Annotated in this window: 12 protein-coding genes; 5 read left to right on the forward strand and 7 right to left on the reverse strand. The window is 62.6% G+C overall.

Translation table 11 applies throughout. The annotated features are described in order from the left end of the window. Positions 1 to 18 precede the first annotated feature (18 nt). Genes CCOS865_RS15560 through CCOS865_RS15570 form a run of 3 tightly spaced genes read right to left on the reverse strand, consistent with a single transcriptional unit; the run spans position 19 to position 3,198 of the window. On the reverse strand, positions 19 to 1,380 hold the full coding sequence (locus CCOS865_RS15560; RefSeq protein ID WP_119142369.1) for an MFS transporter: 1,362 nt from the start codon (positions 1,378 to 1,380) through the stop codon (positions 19 to 21). Between the two features lie 44 nt (positions 1,381 to 1,424). Beyond that, positions 1,425 to 1,772: a cupin domain-containing protein gene (locus tag CCOS865_RS15565; protein ID WP_119142371.1), complete on the reverse strand. Its 348-nt coding sequence runs from the start codon at positions 1,770 to 1,772 to the stop codon at positions 1,425 to 1,427. Positions 1,773 to 1,791: 19 nt separating this feature from the next. Further along, positions 1,792 to 3,198 carry an NAD(P)/FAD-dependent oxidoreductase gene (locus CCOS865_RS15570; RefSeq protein WP_119142373.1) on the reverse strand — a complete coding sequence of 469 codons (1,407 nt, stop codon included), beginning with the start codon at positions 3,196 to 3,198 and terminating at the stop codon, positions 1,792 to 1,794. A 188-nt stretch (positions 3,199 to 3,386) separates the two neighbouring features. On the opposite strand from CCOS865_RS15570, the gene CCOS865_RS15575 reads away from it, so the two are divergent. Continuing rightward, a complete protein-coding gene (locus CCOS865_RS15575) occupies positions 3,387 to 4,835 on the forward strand; it encodes a PucR family transcriptional regulator (RefSeq protein ID WP_119142375.1) in 1,449 nt (482 codons plus the stop codon). Positions 4,836 to 4,890: 55 nt separating this feature from the next. Here the strand turns inward: CCOS865_RS15575 and CCOS865_RS15580 are convergent, their stop codons facing one another. From CCOS865_RS15580 to CCOS865_RS15595, 4 genes are all read right to left on the reverse strand, one after another. Further along, complete coding sequence (locus CCOS865_RS15580) at positions 4,891 to 6,402, reverse strand: CoA-acylating methylmalonate-semialdehyde dehydrogenase (protein WP_119142640.1); 1,512 nt, start codon at positions 6,400 to 6,402, stop codon at positions 4,891 to 4,893. A gap of 66 nt (positions 6,403 to 6,468) precedes the next feature. Next, positions 6,469 to 6,819: a cupin domain-containing protein gene (locus CCOS865_RS15585; RefSeq protein WP_119142377.1), complete on the reverse strand. Its 351-nt coding sequence runs from the start codon at positions 6,817 to 6,819 to the stop codon at positions 6,469 to 6,471. A 12-nt stretch (positions 6,820 to 6,831) separates the two neighbouring features. Further along, the gene (locus CCOS865_RS15590) at positions 6,832 to 8,214 is read right to left on the reverse strand and encodes an NAD(P)/FAD-dependent oxidoreductase (RefSeq protein ID WP_119142379.1); all 1,383 of its coding nucleotides are present in this window, start codon (positions 8,212 to 8,214) and stop codon (positions 6,832 to 6,834) included. 59 nt (positions 8,215 to 8,273) lie between these two features. After that, complete coding sequence (locus tag CCOS865_RS15595; protein WP_119142381.1) at positions 8,274 to 9,674, reverse strand: amino acid permease; 1,401 nt, start codon at positions 9,672 to 9,674, stop codon at positions 8,274 to 8,276. A gap of 274 nt (positions 9,675 to 9,948) precedes the next feature. Between CCOS865_RS15595 and CCOS865_RS15600 the strand changes: the two genes are divergently transcribed. The 4 genes from CCOS865_RS15600 to CCOS865_RS15615 all read left to right on the forward strand — a co-directional run bounded on the left by CCOS865_RS15600 (position 9,949) and on the right by CCOS865_RS15615 (position 14,979). After that, complete coding sequence (locus CCOS865_RS15600; protein ID WP_119142383.1) at positions 9,949 to 11,400, forward strand: aldehyde dehydrogenase family protein; 1,452 nt, start codon at positions 9,949 to 9,951, stop codon at positions 11,398 to 11,400. A 120-nt stretch (positions 11,401 to 11,520) separates the two neighbouring features. Further along, on the forward strand, positions 11,521 to 12,459 hold the full coding sequence (locus CCOS865_RS15605) for a LysR substrate-binding domain-containing protein (RefSeq protein WP_119142385.1): 939 nt from the start codon (positions 11,521 to 11,523) through the stop codon (positions 12,457 to 12,459). 130 nt (positions 12,460 to 12,589) lie between these two features. Continuing rightward, positions 12,590 to 13,846, forward strand: coding sequence for an aromatic ring-hydroxylating oxygenase subunit alpha (locus tag CCOS865_RS15610; protein WP_119142387.1), 1,257 nt, complete (start codon positions 12,590 to 12,592; stop codon positions 13,844 to 13,846). A gap of 5 nt (positions 13,847 to 13,851) precedes the next feature. Continuing rightward, positions 13,852 to 14,979, forward strand: a complete 1,128-nt coding sequence (locus CCOS865_RS15615) for an FAD-binding oxidoreductase (RefSeq protein WP_119142642.1) — start codon at positions 13,852 to 13,854, stop codon at positions 14,977 to 14,979. The last annotated feature ends 67 nt before the right edge of the window (positions 14,980 to 15,046 follow it).

Raw genomic sequence — 15,046 nt, forward strand, 5'->3', positions numbered from 1 at the left:
CAGCGTTGAAAACCGGCCTCACGTTGCCAGGCCCAGCGAGGCAGATTGCTGCAGCGACCGACCTTTGGTTTCTGGCGCCCAGGCCAGGCAGACAAAGAACGCCAGCAAGGTCACCCCGGCCCCGATCAGCAGCGTCGCCTGCAGGCCGATCGACTCGATTCCGATGGGGGTCAGGTAGGTACCGGTGGCAGCCCCGATACGGCTGAAACCAACGGCCACACCGACCGCTGTGGCGCGAACGGAAGTGGGGAACAGCTCGTTGGGGTAGATCCACTCCAGAATGCTCGGCCCGCCCGACACGAACGCATAGAACGCGAAGGCACCCAGGATGAACCAGGGTGGCGCATCGGCCCACAGCCCCAGTGCGAACAGCGGTACGGCCATGAGTGCAAAGGGCACCAACACCATCGGCCGGCGCCCCCAGGTCTCGACCAGCTTCAACGCGGGGATCACACCGATCGCAAACAGGACTGCGATGAGCAGTTCACCCAGCGTGGAAGCGTTGACGCCCTTGATGCCGGCAGACACCAGGATCATCCCGCCGAAGGTGTAGAGCACGTACTGCGGCGTGATCTGGGCAAAGTAGAGTACGCCGCACATGATGGTGCGCTTGAGGTAGCCACCCGAAGAGATCATCTTCAGGTCGGCTCGCCAAGAACGCGGACGGCCACCGTCATTGAGCTGATCGATGTCGTGCTGGGTAATCGTTACCGAGGTGCCATAGACTTTGCGAATGACCTCTTCGGCTTCCTGCACGCGGCCCTTGCTGGCCAACCAGCGCGGCGATTCCGGGATCCCGCGGCGCATGATCACCACGATAAGGCCAACGACAGCGCCGCTGAACAGCATCCAGCGCCACAGCGAATGATCGCCGCTGAAGGTGACCACCAGGTAGCCCACCACGAACGCCGTCATCGCGCCCACCGACCAGGCGAGGCCCGACAGACCAATCATGAATCCACGGCGCTTGGCGGGGGTGAATTCGGTGAGCAGCGAGGTCGCGATCGGATAGTCCGCACCCACCGCCAGGCCGATGACAAAACGCAGCAGGATCAGTTGCCAGGCGTCAGTCACGAAGGCACTCAGGCCGCACGCAACGATCAGCACCGTCAAGTCCAAAGCATACATGGTCTCGCGGCCAATCCGGTCGGTGACCGCACCGAACACGGTTGCGCCGAAGAAGATACCCAGTAACGACGCTGCACCAATGAGCCCGGTTTCCACCGGCGAGGCAGGAATATCATTGGCGAAGCCGATCAGGGCGATGCCAATCAGACTGAGGATGTAACCGTCCAGGAACGGGCCACCGCAGCAGGCAAGGAGTAACTTGCGGTGAAACTTGGACACGGGCGAATTTTCGATGATATCGAATACGCTCATAGAGCAACCTTTGTTATTGAATTTATGGAAGGTGCGAGGGCCAGTCAGCCGACGATGAAGTAGTGCTTGGTCACGGTTTCCTCGATGTTCCAGACACCGGTCGTGCCTGGCGCGAAGTAGACAGCGTCACCCCCCTGGAAGTGGATTGGCTCACCCTCGTCAGGGGTGAACTGTCCCTTGCCACTGATGAAGTAGCTGTATTCGGCCTGCAGCACCTGACGGCGCCAGGTACCGGGCGTGCACTCCCAGAGGCCGAGCGAGACACGCGGATCTTCCAGTACCTGGCTGATGGCTACGCGGGTCTGCGAGATCACATCGCCGAGGGGCTGGGCGACCGGCGTCTGGGGAGAAAACTCAGTGTCGGCAGTGAGGCGTTTGACGATCGGGGTCACGGTCTTGGCTCCTATTGGGTCAGGCTTTGTCTTCGAGTCCGGCTGGGGCAAGCCCAGCCAACAGGCGGTCAATGGCGCGAGGTCGAGCGCCCCTCATCTCAGCACGCTCCTTGCGGATTACCGCGTGTCTGACGAGGGTGCCGCCCACATACCGGAAGGGCTCCGGGGGGAACGTCCTGCAGGGGCGACCGACCAGTGGGCAGGTGCTCCACGGGTCTTTGCTGCCAAGCGCAAGGCTGGCAAGAATCCGGCCGCCGAGCCGGCTGGGGCCGACGCCATTGCCGCTCCAGCCAATCCCGTAATGAATGTTGTCGCTGCCCGCCAACGAGCCGAACACCGGCAGGCTGTCGTACGTGCGATCAATAGGCCCTGACCACGCGCTGGTGATCTGTGTCGCGGCGAGGTTCGGATAGGTGCGACGCAGATCGCGCTCGGTCAGCGCGATGCTGTCGGGGTGATGACTGAACGTGTCGTTTATCCTCGACCCAAAGGCCAAGGCCCCCGTCCCTTTGCCGAACGCGATGCGGCCGTCCCGGGTGGTGCGGTAGTAGTCCACCATCAACTGCGAATCGGTGATCGACTGCTGGCCTGTCCAACCCATGGCCTCGAGCTTCGACGGGATGGGCTCAGTGACCACGATCGAGCTGTTCACCGGGACGATCAGGCCCGCCAGCTCAGGGATCGCGGCCGCCCACGCATTGCTGGCAAGCACAACCGCAGCGGCGTTGACATGACCCTTGTCTGTGCTGAGCCGCACGACGGGGCCAGGTTCGATGCTGTTGACCGGTGTCTGCTCGAAGATGCGAATCCCCGCGTTGATTGCAACGTGCCGCATACCCCGGACCAGCGCGCCGGGCTGCACGGTGGCATTGCTGCGTTCATAGACGCCGGCGAGGTGGACATCAGAGCCTGTGGCCTTTGCCACCTCAGCTTGGGACAGCCGCTCGAAGGGCCGCACACCAAGCCGTTCGCAAAGACCTAGCGTGCCATTCCAACTGTCGATGTGAGCCGGCGTCGTCGCGGTCCAGAGCCACCCGCTGCGGGTATAATGAGCATCGATCCCATGCTGCTCGCAGAACTCGCCCAGCTCGGTGATCGCATGCTCGGCAGCGTTGGCCAGAAACAGCGCCTGCTCCTGGGTGCAGAAGCCCATCAGCGAGCCGATCTTCGGCCACCAGGACATCACGAAGCCGCCATTGCGGCCCGACGCCCCACCGCCGCAGATGTCCTGTTCGAGAATCACGACGTTGATATCGGGGTCGCGTTCCTTGAGGGTCAGCGCGGTCCACAGGCCGACAAAACCACCGCCGACGATGGCAACGTCAGCGCGGTACTCGCCCTCGAGGGGCAAGGTCGGCTGGAGGTTTTCCTGCAGGCTCTGAAGCCAAAAGCTACGCGTCAGAGAACGAGAAGGTGCCAGGCGCATGGGAGTGCTTCCACTGTGTTGTTTGACACAGTTTCGCGGCGCCGGGGCGCCATCAGCAATTGAGCGTTCATAGGAAAACACTCGGCAACGTTCATAACATCAGACGAATACTGAAAGCCCTCCTGTTCTGCGATCATGCAGGCTGTCTGTTTTGATACGCTCAGCTCACGTTGGATGAGAGACACGCCATGCTAACCGTGCAAGACCTGCTCGCCATCGAATCACTGAAATTGCACGCTGCGGCTGGTCTGGCCGGTGCCGGTCGAATCATCGCGTGGGCGCACACTGTCGATCTCCCAGATCCCTGGCGCTGGGTGTCGCCTGGTGATCTGGTCATGACCACAGGCTTGGGGCTGCCGGCCGATGGGGACAGTCAGGTCGAGTGGCTGGAGCGGCTCGTGCAAAGCAATGCCAGTGCGTTGGTGGTGGCACCTCAGGCCAATGCTCCTGCACTGTCGCAGGCGATGCTGGACGCTGCCGACCGGCTGTTGTTTCCGCTACTTCACGCCAGTTTCGAGCTCGAGTTCGTGAAGCTTTCTCATCATGTGATCGAAAGTGTTCTACGGGCACAGCGTGAACGCTTCAACGCCAGCGAACGCCTCTTTCAAACCTACGCTGACGCTTTACGCGAGGTGCCAGATCTCGATGGCCGTCTGTCCGTCCTGGGCAACACCCTGGACTTGAACCTGGCCATCGAGGATACGGTCAGCGGCGACACCATCGTTGCGACGACGGCCATAAACCATGACACGTCCGAAGCCATGGAAAGTATCCCTATCGGCGGCCGCACGCGTGCCAATCTGGTGATGAGCCGCCGCAAGAAGCGGACCGTTGAAGATTCGATCCTCGTGCGTTCACTGGTGGGTTTACTTGGCGTCGAGCTTGAACGCCTGATGATCCAACGTGACATGCAGCGGGAGGAAGGCGCAACGCTGCTGCGCAGCCTGCTGGAGCTCGAGACCGACGCCTCTCTGGTGCGGCCCATGCTGGCGCGGCGGGGGCTGACAGGCACGCTTGTCAGCCTGGCGATCAAACCTGACCTGAGCGGCCCTTGGCACGCGGACGACGTGCACCATGCGCCTTCCCTTCAGCGTACCGCGCCCCTGTTACTGGCTGACGCGGGGCTGTTGCTGGCAATCACGGATGATGACACGGCGCTTTTCGAGGCCCTCTGCAGCAGCCTTGGCCCGGGTACCAAGATCGGTATTAGTGGCCCCATCGTCACGGCCGCGGGCTTTCGTGAAAGTGTGCGGCAGGCGCGGCTCTCCTTGACCCAGGCCTTGGAGATAGATAGCCCGATGCTGCGCTATGGTGAAGCCGAGACGGGCCTGATCATGGCGCCAAAATCCTTGGCCGAAGCCCGGGCCCTGGTCGGCCGTTACCTGGGGCCGCTGATCGAGCATGACCGCACCCAGGGCGCTGCGCTGCTGCCGACACTGATGACCTTTCTCGAAAACGACGGCAACTGGAAAGCGACAGCCCTGGACCTGGGTGTGCACCGCCAGACGCTGGTCTACCGGCTAAAACTGGTGGAACAATTGACAGGCATCAAGCCCACCACCACCAGCGGCATCGCTCGCTTCTGGATCGCCATCCAGGCTGGTAAAAGTATCAACCTGCTTCAAGCCAGCCTGTAAACGCAAACGGCCCCGCTGCGTGGGCGGGGCCGTTCGTGTCAGCTAGCCGAGCGCCTTAGTGGCTGGTCGGCATCGCGAATTCCGCACCTTTGGCGGTGCCTTGCGGCCAACGCTGCATGATGCTCTTCTGCTTGGTATAGAAGCGCACGCCTTCTTCACCATACGCATGCATGTCACCGAACAGGCTCTTCTTCCACCCACCGAAGCCATGCCACGCCATAGGCACCGGAATCGGCACGTTGATGCCGACCATGCCCACCTGGATGCGCCGGCCGAATTCGCGGGCGACATGGCCGTCACGCGTGTACAGGCTCACGCCATTACCAAATTGATGGGCGTTGATCAGCTCCACCGCCTCGGCGAAGTCCTTCACCCGCAAGCAAGCCAGCACTGGGCCGAAGATCTCTTCCTTGTAGATGCGCATGTCTGGCGTAACGTTGTCGAACAGTGTGCCGCCCAGCCAGAAACCATCGCCGCACTCCTCACCGGCAGCCTGGCCATTGAAACCACGCCCATCGACCAGCAGCTTGGCGCCTTCCTCAACGCCCAGGTCGATGTAGCCGGTGATGCGCTCCAGCGCGGCGCGGGTGACGATCGGACCCATCTCGGCCTGCAGGTTGGTGCCGTTGAGCACCTTCAGTTCCTGGGTGCGCTGGATCAGCTTGGGCATGACTTTTTCGGCGGTATCATCACCGACGAACACCGCCACGCTGATCGCCATGCAGCGCTCGCCGGCCGAGCCGTAGGCCGCACCGATCAATGCATCGACTACCTGGTCGATATCGGCATCCGGCATCACCACCAGGTGGTTCTTGGCGCCGCCCAATGCCTGCACGCGCTTGCCATGACGCGCGCCAGTCTCATAGATATGGTTGGCGATCGGGGTGGAGCCGACAAACGATACCGCTTGAACATCCGGGTGCTCGATCAGCGCGTTGACCGCATCCTTGTCGCCCTGCACGACGTTGAACACCCCGTCAGGCAGGCCGGCCTGCTTCAGCAGTTCGGCGATGAACAGGCTCGGGCTAGGGTCCAGCGGGCTTGGCTTGAGGACAAAGGTGTTACCCGTGGCCAGGGCTACCGGGAACATCCACATGGGCACCATTACCGGGAAGTTGAACGGCGTGATGCCGGTGACCACACCCAGCGGCTGGCGCAGGGTCCAGTTGTCGATGTTGGTGCTGACCTGGTCGGTGAAATCGGTTTTCAGCAACTGCGGCGCACCGCAGGCGAACTCGACGATCTCGATGCCGCGCATCACTTCGCCCTGGGCATCGGTGAAGACCTTGCCGTGCTCGGCGGTGATCATCCGGGCCAGGTCATCGCGGTGCTCGTTGAGCAACGCCAGGAACGTGTTCAGTACACGCGAACGGCGCAGCGGCGACAGGTTGCTCCAGGCCGGAAACGCCGCCTTGGCCGAGGCCACTGCGGCGTCCACGTCACGTTGCGCAGACAATTGCACCTGGCCGGTGACCACGCCAGTGGCAGGGTTATAGACGGGCAGTTGCTGGCCGCTGGTGGTCTCTGCAGGGGCGCCGGAGATCCAGTTTACGATGTTATGGGTCATGGAATTGTTCTCGATCATGAGTGATACGGTGACTCGTCGAAGCCGCCGTCAGGGACGCGGCGCAGGTCAGTAGATCGCGTAGACCTTTCTGACTTTTTCAAGCACATCCCAGCGACCGGTCCAGCCGGGCGGCAAGATGATCAAGTCACCCCCCGTCACCTCCACCGCCTCTTGGGTAGCGTCATCCGTCAGCACGGCACGGCCCGAGATGATGTAGGTGAACTCGGTATCGGGCCGGTTTACCACCGGCCAGCCACCTGGCTGGCATTCCCAGACCCCCAGGTTGCCGCTCGCCTCGGGGGCCAGCGATTGGATAGCGATCTGCGGATCGCCTTTGTCTGCGCCGGCACGTTGGCCCGCAGGGTTCAGTGGCAACGACTCGATCGAGGCGCCCTTGATAATGGTGAAACGGGTCATGGGATACTCCTGTTAATGCGCACCGGTCAGCTTTTCAAGCAACATCGCAGTGCGTGAGGGACGTTTGGTGATGCGTTCTTCCATATCGCTGAGCGACGCCGCGGCCAGGCCTCCGTTCACCCCTAACCAGCGCAGCGGCTCGGGCTCCCAGTTCGGGGAGTGGTGATTGACGAACGGCAGAGCGTTGATGTCTTCGTCCTGTTCGAGGATCAGGTTGCGCAGCACACGACCCGCGAGGTTGCTGGTGGCTACACCGTCACCGACGTAGTTGCCAGCCCAGGCGAACCTGGTCTTGCGGTCCATGCTCACGGTGGGGCACCAATCACGGGAAACGCCGAGTGCGCCGCCCCAGCGATGAGTGATTTGCGCATCTGCCAGGGCCGGGAAAAATTCGAGCAGGGTTTCGTGGATCTTCTGGTGGGTACTGTCCATGAGGTCGGATTGTTCGGAGATGCGCGACCCCCATTGATAGGGTGCTCCTCGCCCCCCAAAGACCAACCGTCCTTCGGCGGTGACCTGCCCGTAGACACGCAGGTGACGCATGTCATTGAAGGCCAGGCGATGGTCTAGGTTGAGCTTGGCCAGCAGGTCACGCGGCAACGGCTCAGTGGCCAGGACCAGCGAGTACAGCGGGATGACAAATCGCGAATAGCCTGGTTGCTGAGAGGTGAACGCCTCCGTTGCGCGAACCGTATACTCCGCGCGGACCGCGCCCTGCGCTGTTTGCACATGGCCTGGCGTATGGGCTGTTACCTCAGAATGCTCATAGATTTTTGCACCCATGCGCTCGACCAATTGAGCGAGCCCGCGAACCAGCTTGCCGGGGTGAATCAGCGCGCAATGTTCGGTATACAGGGCTCCCAGTGCACCCTCAGCCCCCAGCCTGTCGCGAGCCTGCGCACCCTCCAGCGCCTGCCACTGGTCGGGCAGCCCGAATCGCTTCGACGCCTCGACCGCAGCCTTCACACGGTCAAGCTGCGGCGCGCTGCGCGCCAGCGAAAGAAAGCCTTGTTTGGCGAAGTCCGCATCGACGTGTTCCAGGGCCAGCACCCGACCGATCTCATCGACCGTCTGGTTCATCGCAGCCTGCAGGTTCAAGGCAGCTTGATGGGAGTACATCTCAGCGACCCTCGACAGGGAGATCGGAAAAATCGCCGAGGCCCAGCCCCCGTTACGCCCAGAGGCGCCGAAACCGACCTGGTGCTTCTCAAGCAACACGACGCGCAGTGACGGATCACTTTTGAGCAAGTAGTACGCCGTCCAGAGCCCGGTGTACCCTGCACCAATGATCACCACATCGGCCTGCACGGCTCCGTCCAGGCGCTCCCGGAGCTGCCCGGGCTCGAACCAGAGCGGCTTGTTAGGTAACTGGGTCAATTCAAATTTCGCTGACATGCTGTTGGCTTCCCATTGACTACCCTGAACATGGGTTGTGTCTGATACGGCTTGGTTGACTAGGTGTTGCTGGCAGGCCCGGCCTTCACCCCTTCGGCGTGTCGACCGGCACGGGACACCCGCAGCACTGCGTAGGAGGCGGCAATCGCGGCAATTGCCAGCAGGCATTGCACAAGACTGATCTGCATCGTCGGGTCGAAGGCCATGCTGACCAACACGGCGATGATCGAAGCGGTCACCAGCAGCGGCAGCCAGGGATGGCCCCACATGGCGAACTTCAGCGACCCCTCCGCCACCCACCTGCGGCGCAGCTTGATTTGCGACAGGCAGATCATCAGGTAGACGAACAGGAACACCGTGCCGGAAGAGTTGATGAGGAACTGGAACACGGTGTCAGGCCATACGGCTGCGATGACCACACAGCCGTACCCCACCAGCGTCGAAGCGATCACCCCGCGGACCGGAACGCCTTTACTGCTCACGGCGGCAATCCAGCGTGGCGCCTCATCATTGGACGCCAGCACGTAAAGCAGGCGCGACGAGGTGTACAACCCAGCGTTCAACACCGACAGCACCGCGACCAGGATCACCACGGTCAGCATGTCGCCAGCACCGGGAATGCCGATATGGTCCAAGGTCGTCACGAAGGGCGATTTGCCAGGCACCAGTTCTGTCCATGGCTGTGCCACCACGATGATGAAGGTCGCCAGCACGAAGAACACGAGAATGCGGACCATGACGGTATTGACCGCTTTGCGGATGTTTCTCGAAGGGTCTTCGGACTCGGCTGCCGCGAGCGTAGCGACTTCCACCCCGGTCATGGAGAAGATGACGACCACGACCCCGGTGAACAGCGAGGACACCCCATGAGGCAGGAAGCCGCCATGCGCGGTGAGGTTGCTGAACGTAGCGTTCGAGCCTGGCCAGAGGTTGAAGACATAGGCCCCCGTGACCACCAGGAAGACCACGATGGCGGCCACCTTGATACCGGCGAACCAGTACTCGGCTTCGCCGAAAGAGTGCACCGACATCAGGTTGAGCAAGGTCATGCCGACCATCAATCCCAAGGCGATGACCCAGACCGGCAGGTCGGGAAACCAGCCATTGATGATCTGCCCGCCGACCACGGCCTCGAAGCCCACCACGATGACCCAGAAATACCAATAGAGCCAACCGGTCATGTAGCCTGCCGGGCGGCCGAAGGCCATCCGCGCATAATCGACGAACGAGCCTTTGGCCGGGTGCGCCGCGGCCATTTCGCCGAGCATCCGCATGACCAAGGCAACGATAAGGCCGGTGATTGCGTAAGTGATGAAAGCGCCAGGCCCGGTTGAAGCGATAACGGCACTGGAGCCTACAAAAAGCCCCGCACCGATGACGCCGCCAAGTGCCAGCATACTGATGTGTCGCGTCTTGAGCGCACGCTTCAAGCGCGGATCGTGCTCCGACTGAATAGGCATTGATTGTCTCCTCTTGTTTTTAGTGATCGACACTGCCCTGCCTGAAGGTTATGCACGTCACAAGGCATTGAACATCGTCAAAATCCGCGCTGGAGACGATCGTTTTGTACAAATGTATGAAGCGCAACTGGCGTCAAATCAGCGCGTTGAACGCGGGGCAATACGCTGAGCGCCATGCCCGGTCGTCCTATCAATTGTCACGTCCGTGATAGCGGGCACGGGGCGCCGCTGAGCATCATGCCCGGCAGACCCACCCATAAAGGATTGGTAGCGCATGAACCCCGTGACCAAGAGCAGCTACGTCGATGGCGCCTTCGTTTCCACCGTCGACGCCAGCGACCTGCTGGACAACCGCAACCCGTCCAACCCCGACGACCTCATCGAGCGCTTCGCACGTGCCGACCAGGCACTCACCGAACAGGCCATCGCCGCGGCCCGCCGCGCGCAGCCAGGCTGGGCGCGGAGCAACCCGCAGCAGCGCGCCGACGCGCTGGACTTCATCGGCAGCGAGATCCTCGCGCGTCGCGATGAGCTGGCCGTGCTGCTCGCCCGCGAGGAGGGCAAGATCGTCCGTGAGGCGCTGGGCGAAGTGGAGCGCGCCGGGCGCTCGTTCAAGTTCTACGCCCAGGAGGCGCTGCGCGCCGAAGGCGAGAAGTACCCGTCGGTCCGCCAGGACGTCGGTATCGACGTGTTTACCCAACCGCTCGGGGTCATCGGCATCATCGCGCCGTGGAACTTCCCGATCGCCATCCCGGCCTGGAAGATCGCACCGGCGCTGTGTTTCGGTAACTGCGTGGTGTTCAAGCCGGCCGAGCTGGTGCCATCGTCCGCCTGGGCACTGGCGGAGATCATTTCCCGGGCGGGGCTGCCGGCCGGCGTGTTCAACCTGCTGATCGGCCCGGGCCGCAGTGTCGGCGACACGCTGATTCGCTCGCCTCATGTCGATGGCATCAGCTTCACCGGCTCCGAGCAGACCGGCCGCCAGATCGCCCGCTTGGCTGCGGAAGGCATGAAGAAGGTCCAGCTGGAGATGGGCGGCAAGAACCCGCTGATCGTGCTGGATGACGCCGACCTCGAACAGGCCGTCGAGGTGGCGCTCAACGGTTCGTTCTACAGCACCGGGCAGCGCTGCACGGCCAGCTCGCGGGTGATCGTCACCGAGGGTATTCACGATGCCTTCGTCGCGCGCCTCGCCGAACGCACCCGTGCGTTGCAGGTGGGCGATGCGCAGCAACCTTCGACCGATATCGGCCCAGTAGTCGACGCGCGTCAGCTGGAACAGAACCTGGCGTATGTCGCCAGTGGTGTCGAGCAAGGCGCGCGGTTGGTCTGTGGCGGCGAGCGCATCGACAACCCGGCGGGTGCATTTCTGTTCACCCCTGCGCTGTTCAGCGAGGTGACCCCGGACATGCGCATCTACCGCGAAGAGATCTTCGGGCCGGTGCTGAGCGTGCTCAAGGTGCGCGACTACGACGAGGCGTTCGCGGCGGCCGAAGATACCGCGTTTGGTTTGTCCGCCGGGATCGTCACCACCTCGCTGCGCAGTGCCGAGCACTTCAAGCGCAACAGTTCGGCCGGCATGGTGATGGTCAACCTGCCGACCGCCGGGGTGGATTATCACGTGCCGTTTGGCGGCAATGGTGCATCGAGCCTTGGCTCCCGCGAGCAAGGGACCCACGCGCGGCAGTTCTTCACGCGGGTCAAGACGACCTATCAGTTGGCTTGACGGCCCTGTCACGGGCGATGCCTGCTCGCCCAGGGCCTTGCACGGATGCGGGCCCTGAGGGAGCATGCCGTCCCCCTTGTCGGACAGTCGTTCGGCCGTGCAAGCCCTGAGAAAACAACAATGAAAACCCACGACACTGGCGGCCAGCAAAAGGGCTACCGGCGCATAATCCCGTCGATGACCGCCCTCCTCCAGTTCGAAGCCGTTGCTCGCTTGAGCAGCTTTACCCTGGCCGCCAAGGAGCTCGGGGTGACCCAGGCCGCCGTCAGCAAACAGATCAAGGCGCTGGAAGAAAACGTCGGTGCGCAGCTGTTCCACCGCCTGCACCGCAGCATCGACCTGACCTACGAGGGGCAGGCGCTGTTCGCGGTCATCTCCGAATCCCTGCAGAAAATCGCCACCGTGTTCGACGACCTCAATCAGCAAGGCGGCCGCAAGGAAATCACCCTCGGCGCCACCGCCTCGTTCTCCCAGTTCCAGATCATGCCGCGCCTGCAAGCCCTGCGTGAGGCCGTGCCCGACCTCAAGCTGCGCCTGGCCACACAGATGTTCACCGGCGACCTGCGCACCCAGGAAACCGACCTGGTGGTGCGCTATGGCAATGGCCAATGGGCAGACGGCGAGGCGATCCTGCTGTTTGACGAAGCGCTGTTTCCCGTCTGCTCACCCGCTTGGCTGGCCCGCAACCCAGCGCCGCGCACCCTCGAGGAACTGGCCGCGGCCAGCCTGCTGGAAGCCGACTCCACCTCGGAGGGCTGGATGAATTGGCAAGGCTGGTTCAAGGCACTGGGGCTGCGTACGCAAAAGCTGCAGTTCAGCCTGCGTTGCAACCTGCACGCCAATGCCGTGCACGCGGCGCTGCATGGCCATGGCATCGGCCTGGGCTGGGGCCGCGTGGTCGAGCACCTGCTCGGCACCGGCGAACTGGTGCGCCTGCAGCCCTTCGTCGTGCGACCTGCAGAGGCGTACTACGTGGTGATCCCCGACGGCCGCAGCGCGAGCGCAGAAGACTGGGCGGTTATTCGCTGGCTGCAGGACCGTGCGCCATTGAACGATTGAGTGCAGGTATACGCATAACTTGAAGTAATGCCTGAAGTAAAAATAGGCGCATTGACGGGTATTTTAGCCACTCAGATAATCCTCGCACATGCAGTAACCATACTTAGAATAAGAGTGCCTGAGGACTACCATGACGAGCGCGCCTATTAAAACTCATCGCGAAGTTTTAGCTTCGCGGCAACCGGGCTTTGGCCTGCCGGGTGAAGTATTCAGCCGTCAGGATATATTCGACACTGACCTCGATATCTTTTTCAGCCAACACTGGATCGTTGTTGCAGTGACGGCCGACGTCGAAGAACCGGGTGATGTATTCGCGACCGATATCGGCAAATCGTCGATCCTCATCGTGCGCGACGACGACCAGCAGGTGCGCGCCTACCGCAACGTCTGCCGCCACCGCGGCGCCCGCCTCAAGCCGCCCGGCAAGTCCACCGTGGGCATGCTGGTCTGCCCTTACCACCAATGGACCTACGACCTCGACGGCAGCCTCAAGCACGCCGCGCACATGGGCAAGCAGTTCGACCCGAAGTGCCGCAGCCTGATACCGGTACACTGCAAAGTTATCGGCACGCATGTATTTGTTTGCCTCAGCGATAACCCACCGGATGACATCGCTGTTCAAGAAGACATCATGGGCGCACGCTTTGCGCCGTATGACCTGACGAATACAAAGATTGCCTACGAACTCGACTATATCGAAAACGGCAATTGGAAACTGGTCATGGAAAACAACCGCGAGTGCTATCACTGCCACGGCACGCACCCGGAACTGTTGGTGTCCTATCAATCCGAAGACCTCGGCGTCAGCTTCGAAGAGATGAGCGAAGAGCAGATCGCTTCGTATGATGCCTACCAGACCCGCAAGGCCGGAATCGAGGCCAATTGGGCCAGCGAGGGACACCTGTATGAAACGGTGGAGCACCTCGATGACCACGCCGCTACCCAGTTCCGCACCCAGCGCATGATCATCGCCGGCAGCGGCGAGTCGCAGACCCTGGACACCAAAGTGGCCTGCACCAGGCTGCTCGGCAACCTGACCCGCAAGGACCTGGGCGACACGCACCTGTGGGGCAACAATGCCTGGACCCACGTGATGAGTGACCACGCCATGATCAGCTGGATCATCCCGCTGGCACCAGACCGCACCCTGGTACGGACCAAATGGCTGGTGCACAAGGACGCCGTGGAAGGGGTCGACTACGACCTGCAACGCCTGACCGAGGTCTGGGTGGCGACCACCCGCCAGGACGCCGACCTGGTCGCCATCACCCACAGCGGCACCCAGGACCCAGGCTACATTCCCGGCCCCTACTCCGAGTTCACCGAACCCTACGTCGAGCAGTTTCTGCGCTGGTACAGCGCGCGCCTCGAAGCCCACGGGGTATGACCGCGATGAGCCAATTCGAGAACATCGCCCACCTGCGCGCCGACCAGCGTTTTGCCGACAGCGATCACTGGGCCGCCCACGGCGCCCAGTGGGCCAGCGGCGCGCGCAAGCGCATCGAATGCCTGAGTGTCGTGGCGCAAACCCACGACGTGAAGACGTTTACCTTCCAGTGCCCGGACTACCCTGCCCTGGCGTACGAGCCTGGGCAGTTCCTCACCGTGTCGCCGCTGATCGACGGCCAAAGCGTGTCGCGCTGCTACACCCTGTCCTCGACCCCGACCCGGCCGTTCACCTTCTCGATCACGGTCAAGCGGGTGCCGGGCGGCGCGGTCTCCAACTGGCTGCACGACAATCTCAAGGCCGGCGATGGCATGGCCGCGTCGGGGCCAGCCGGGGTCTTCACCCCGGTCGCCGGCCCGGCGCGCAAGCTGCTGTACCTCTCCGCCGGTTCCGGGATCACCCCGTTGATGTCGATGACCCGCGCCGCCGCCGACCTGCATGCGGACCTGGACATCGTCTTCGTGCACAGCGCACGCACCCCGACCGATATCATCTTCCGCGAAGAACTGGCGCGCCTTGAGCGCAGCATGCCGCGCCTGCGCACGCTGTTCTTCTGTGAAGGCCTGGGCGACGAACCGGACTGGACCGGGCCGATAGGACGCCTGTCGCTCGAGCAGCTCCAGCAACGCATCCCCGACTTCATGGAGCGCTCGGTGTTCACCTGTGGCCCGAAAGGCTACATGGACGCGGCCAAGGCACTGCTGGGCAACGCCGGTTTCGACCTGGCCCGCTACCACCAGGAAAGCTTCGACATCACTGCCGAAGCCGAGGTCGAAGCGCCGCCGTGCGCCGCACCCGGCCAGCTCCAGGACACCTTCAGCGTGCGCCTGGCGCGCTCGGGCAAGACCTTCACCATGAGCGCCGACCAGACCGTGCTCAGCGCGGCGAAAAAGGCCGGCGCGGTCGTCCCCTCTTCGTGCAGCCAGGGTGTCTGTGGCACCTGCAAGACCGCAGTGCTCGAAGGCAGTGTGGAGATGAACCACAACGGCGGCATCCGCCAGCGCGAAATCGACAAGGGCCTGCGCTTGCTGTGCTGCAGCCGCCCGACTTCAGATCTGGTGATCGATCTCTGACCAGGCGCCTGCGGGCGCCTTTTCCGACTTCCACCGTCCGGCCTTGCAAACAATAAAAAGGAAATAG

Origin of the sequence: Pseudomonas reidholzensis, from assembly GCF_900536025.1 — a bacterium.
GTDB classification, from domain to species: domain Bacteria; phylum Pseudomonadota; class Gammaproteobacteria; order Pseudomonadales; family Pseudomonadaceae; genus Aquipseudomonas; species Aquipseudomonas reidholzensis.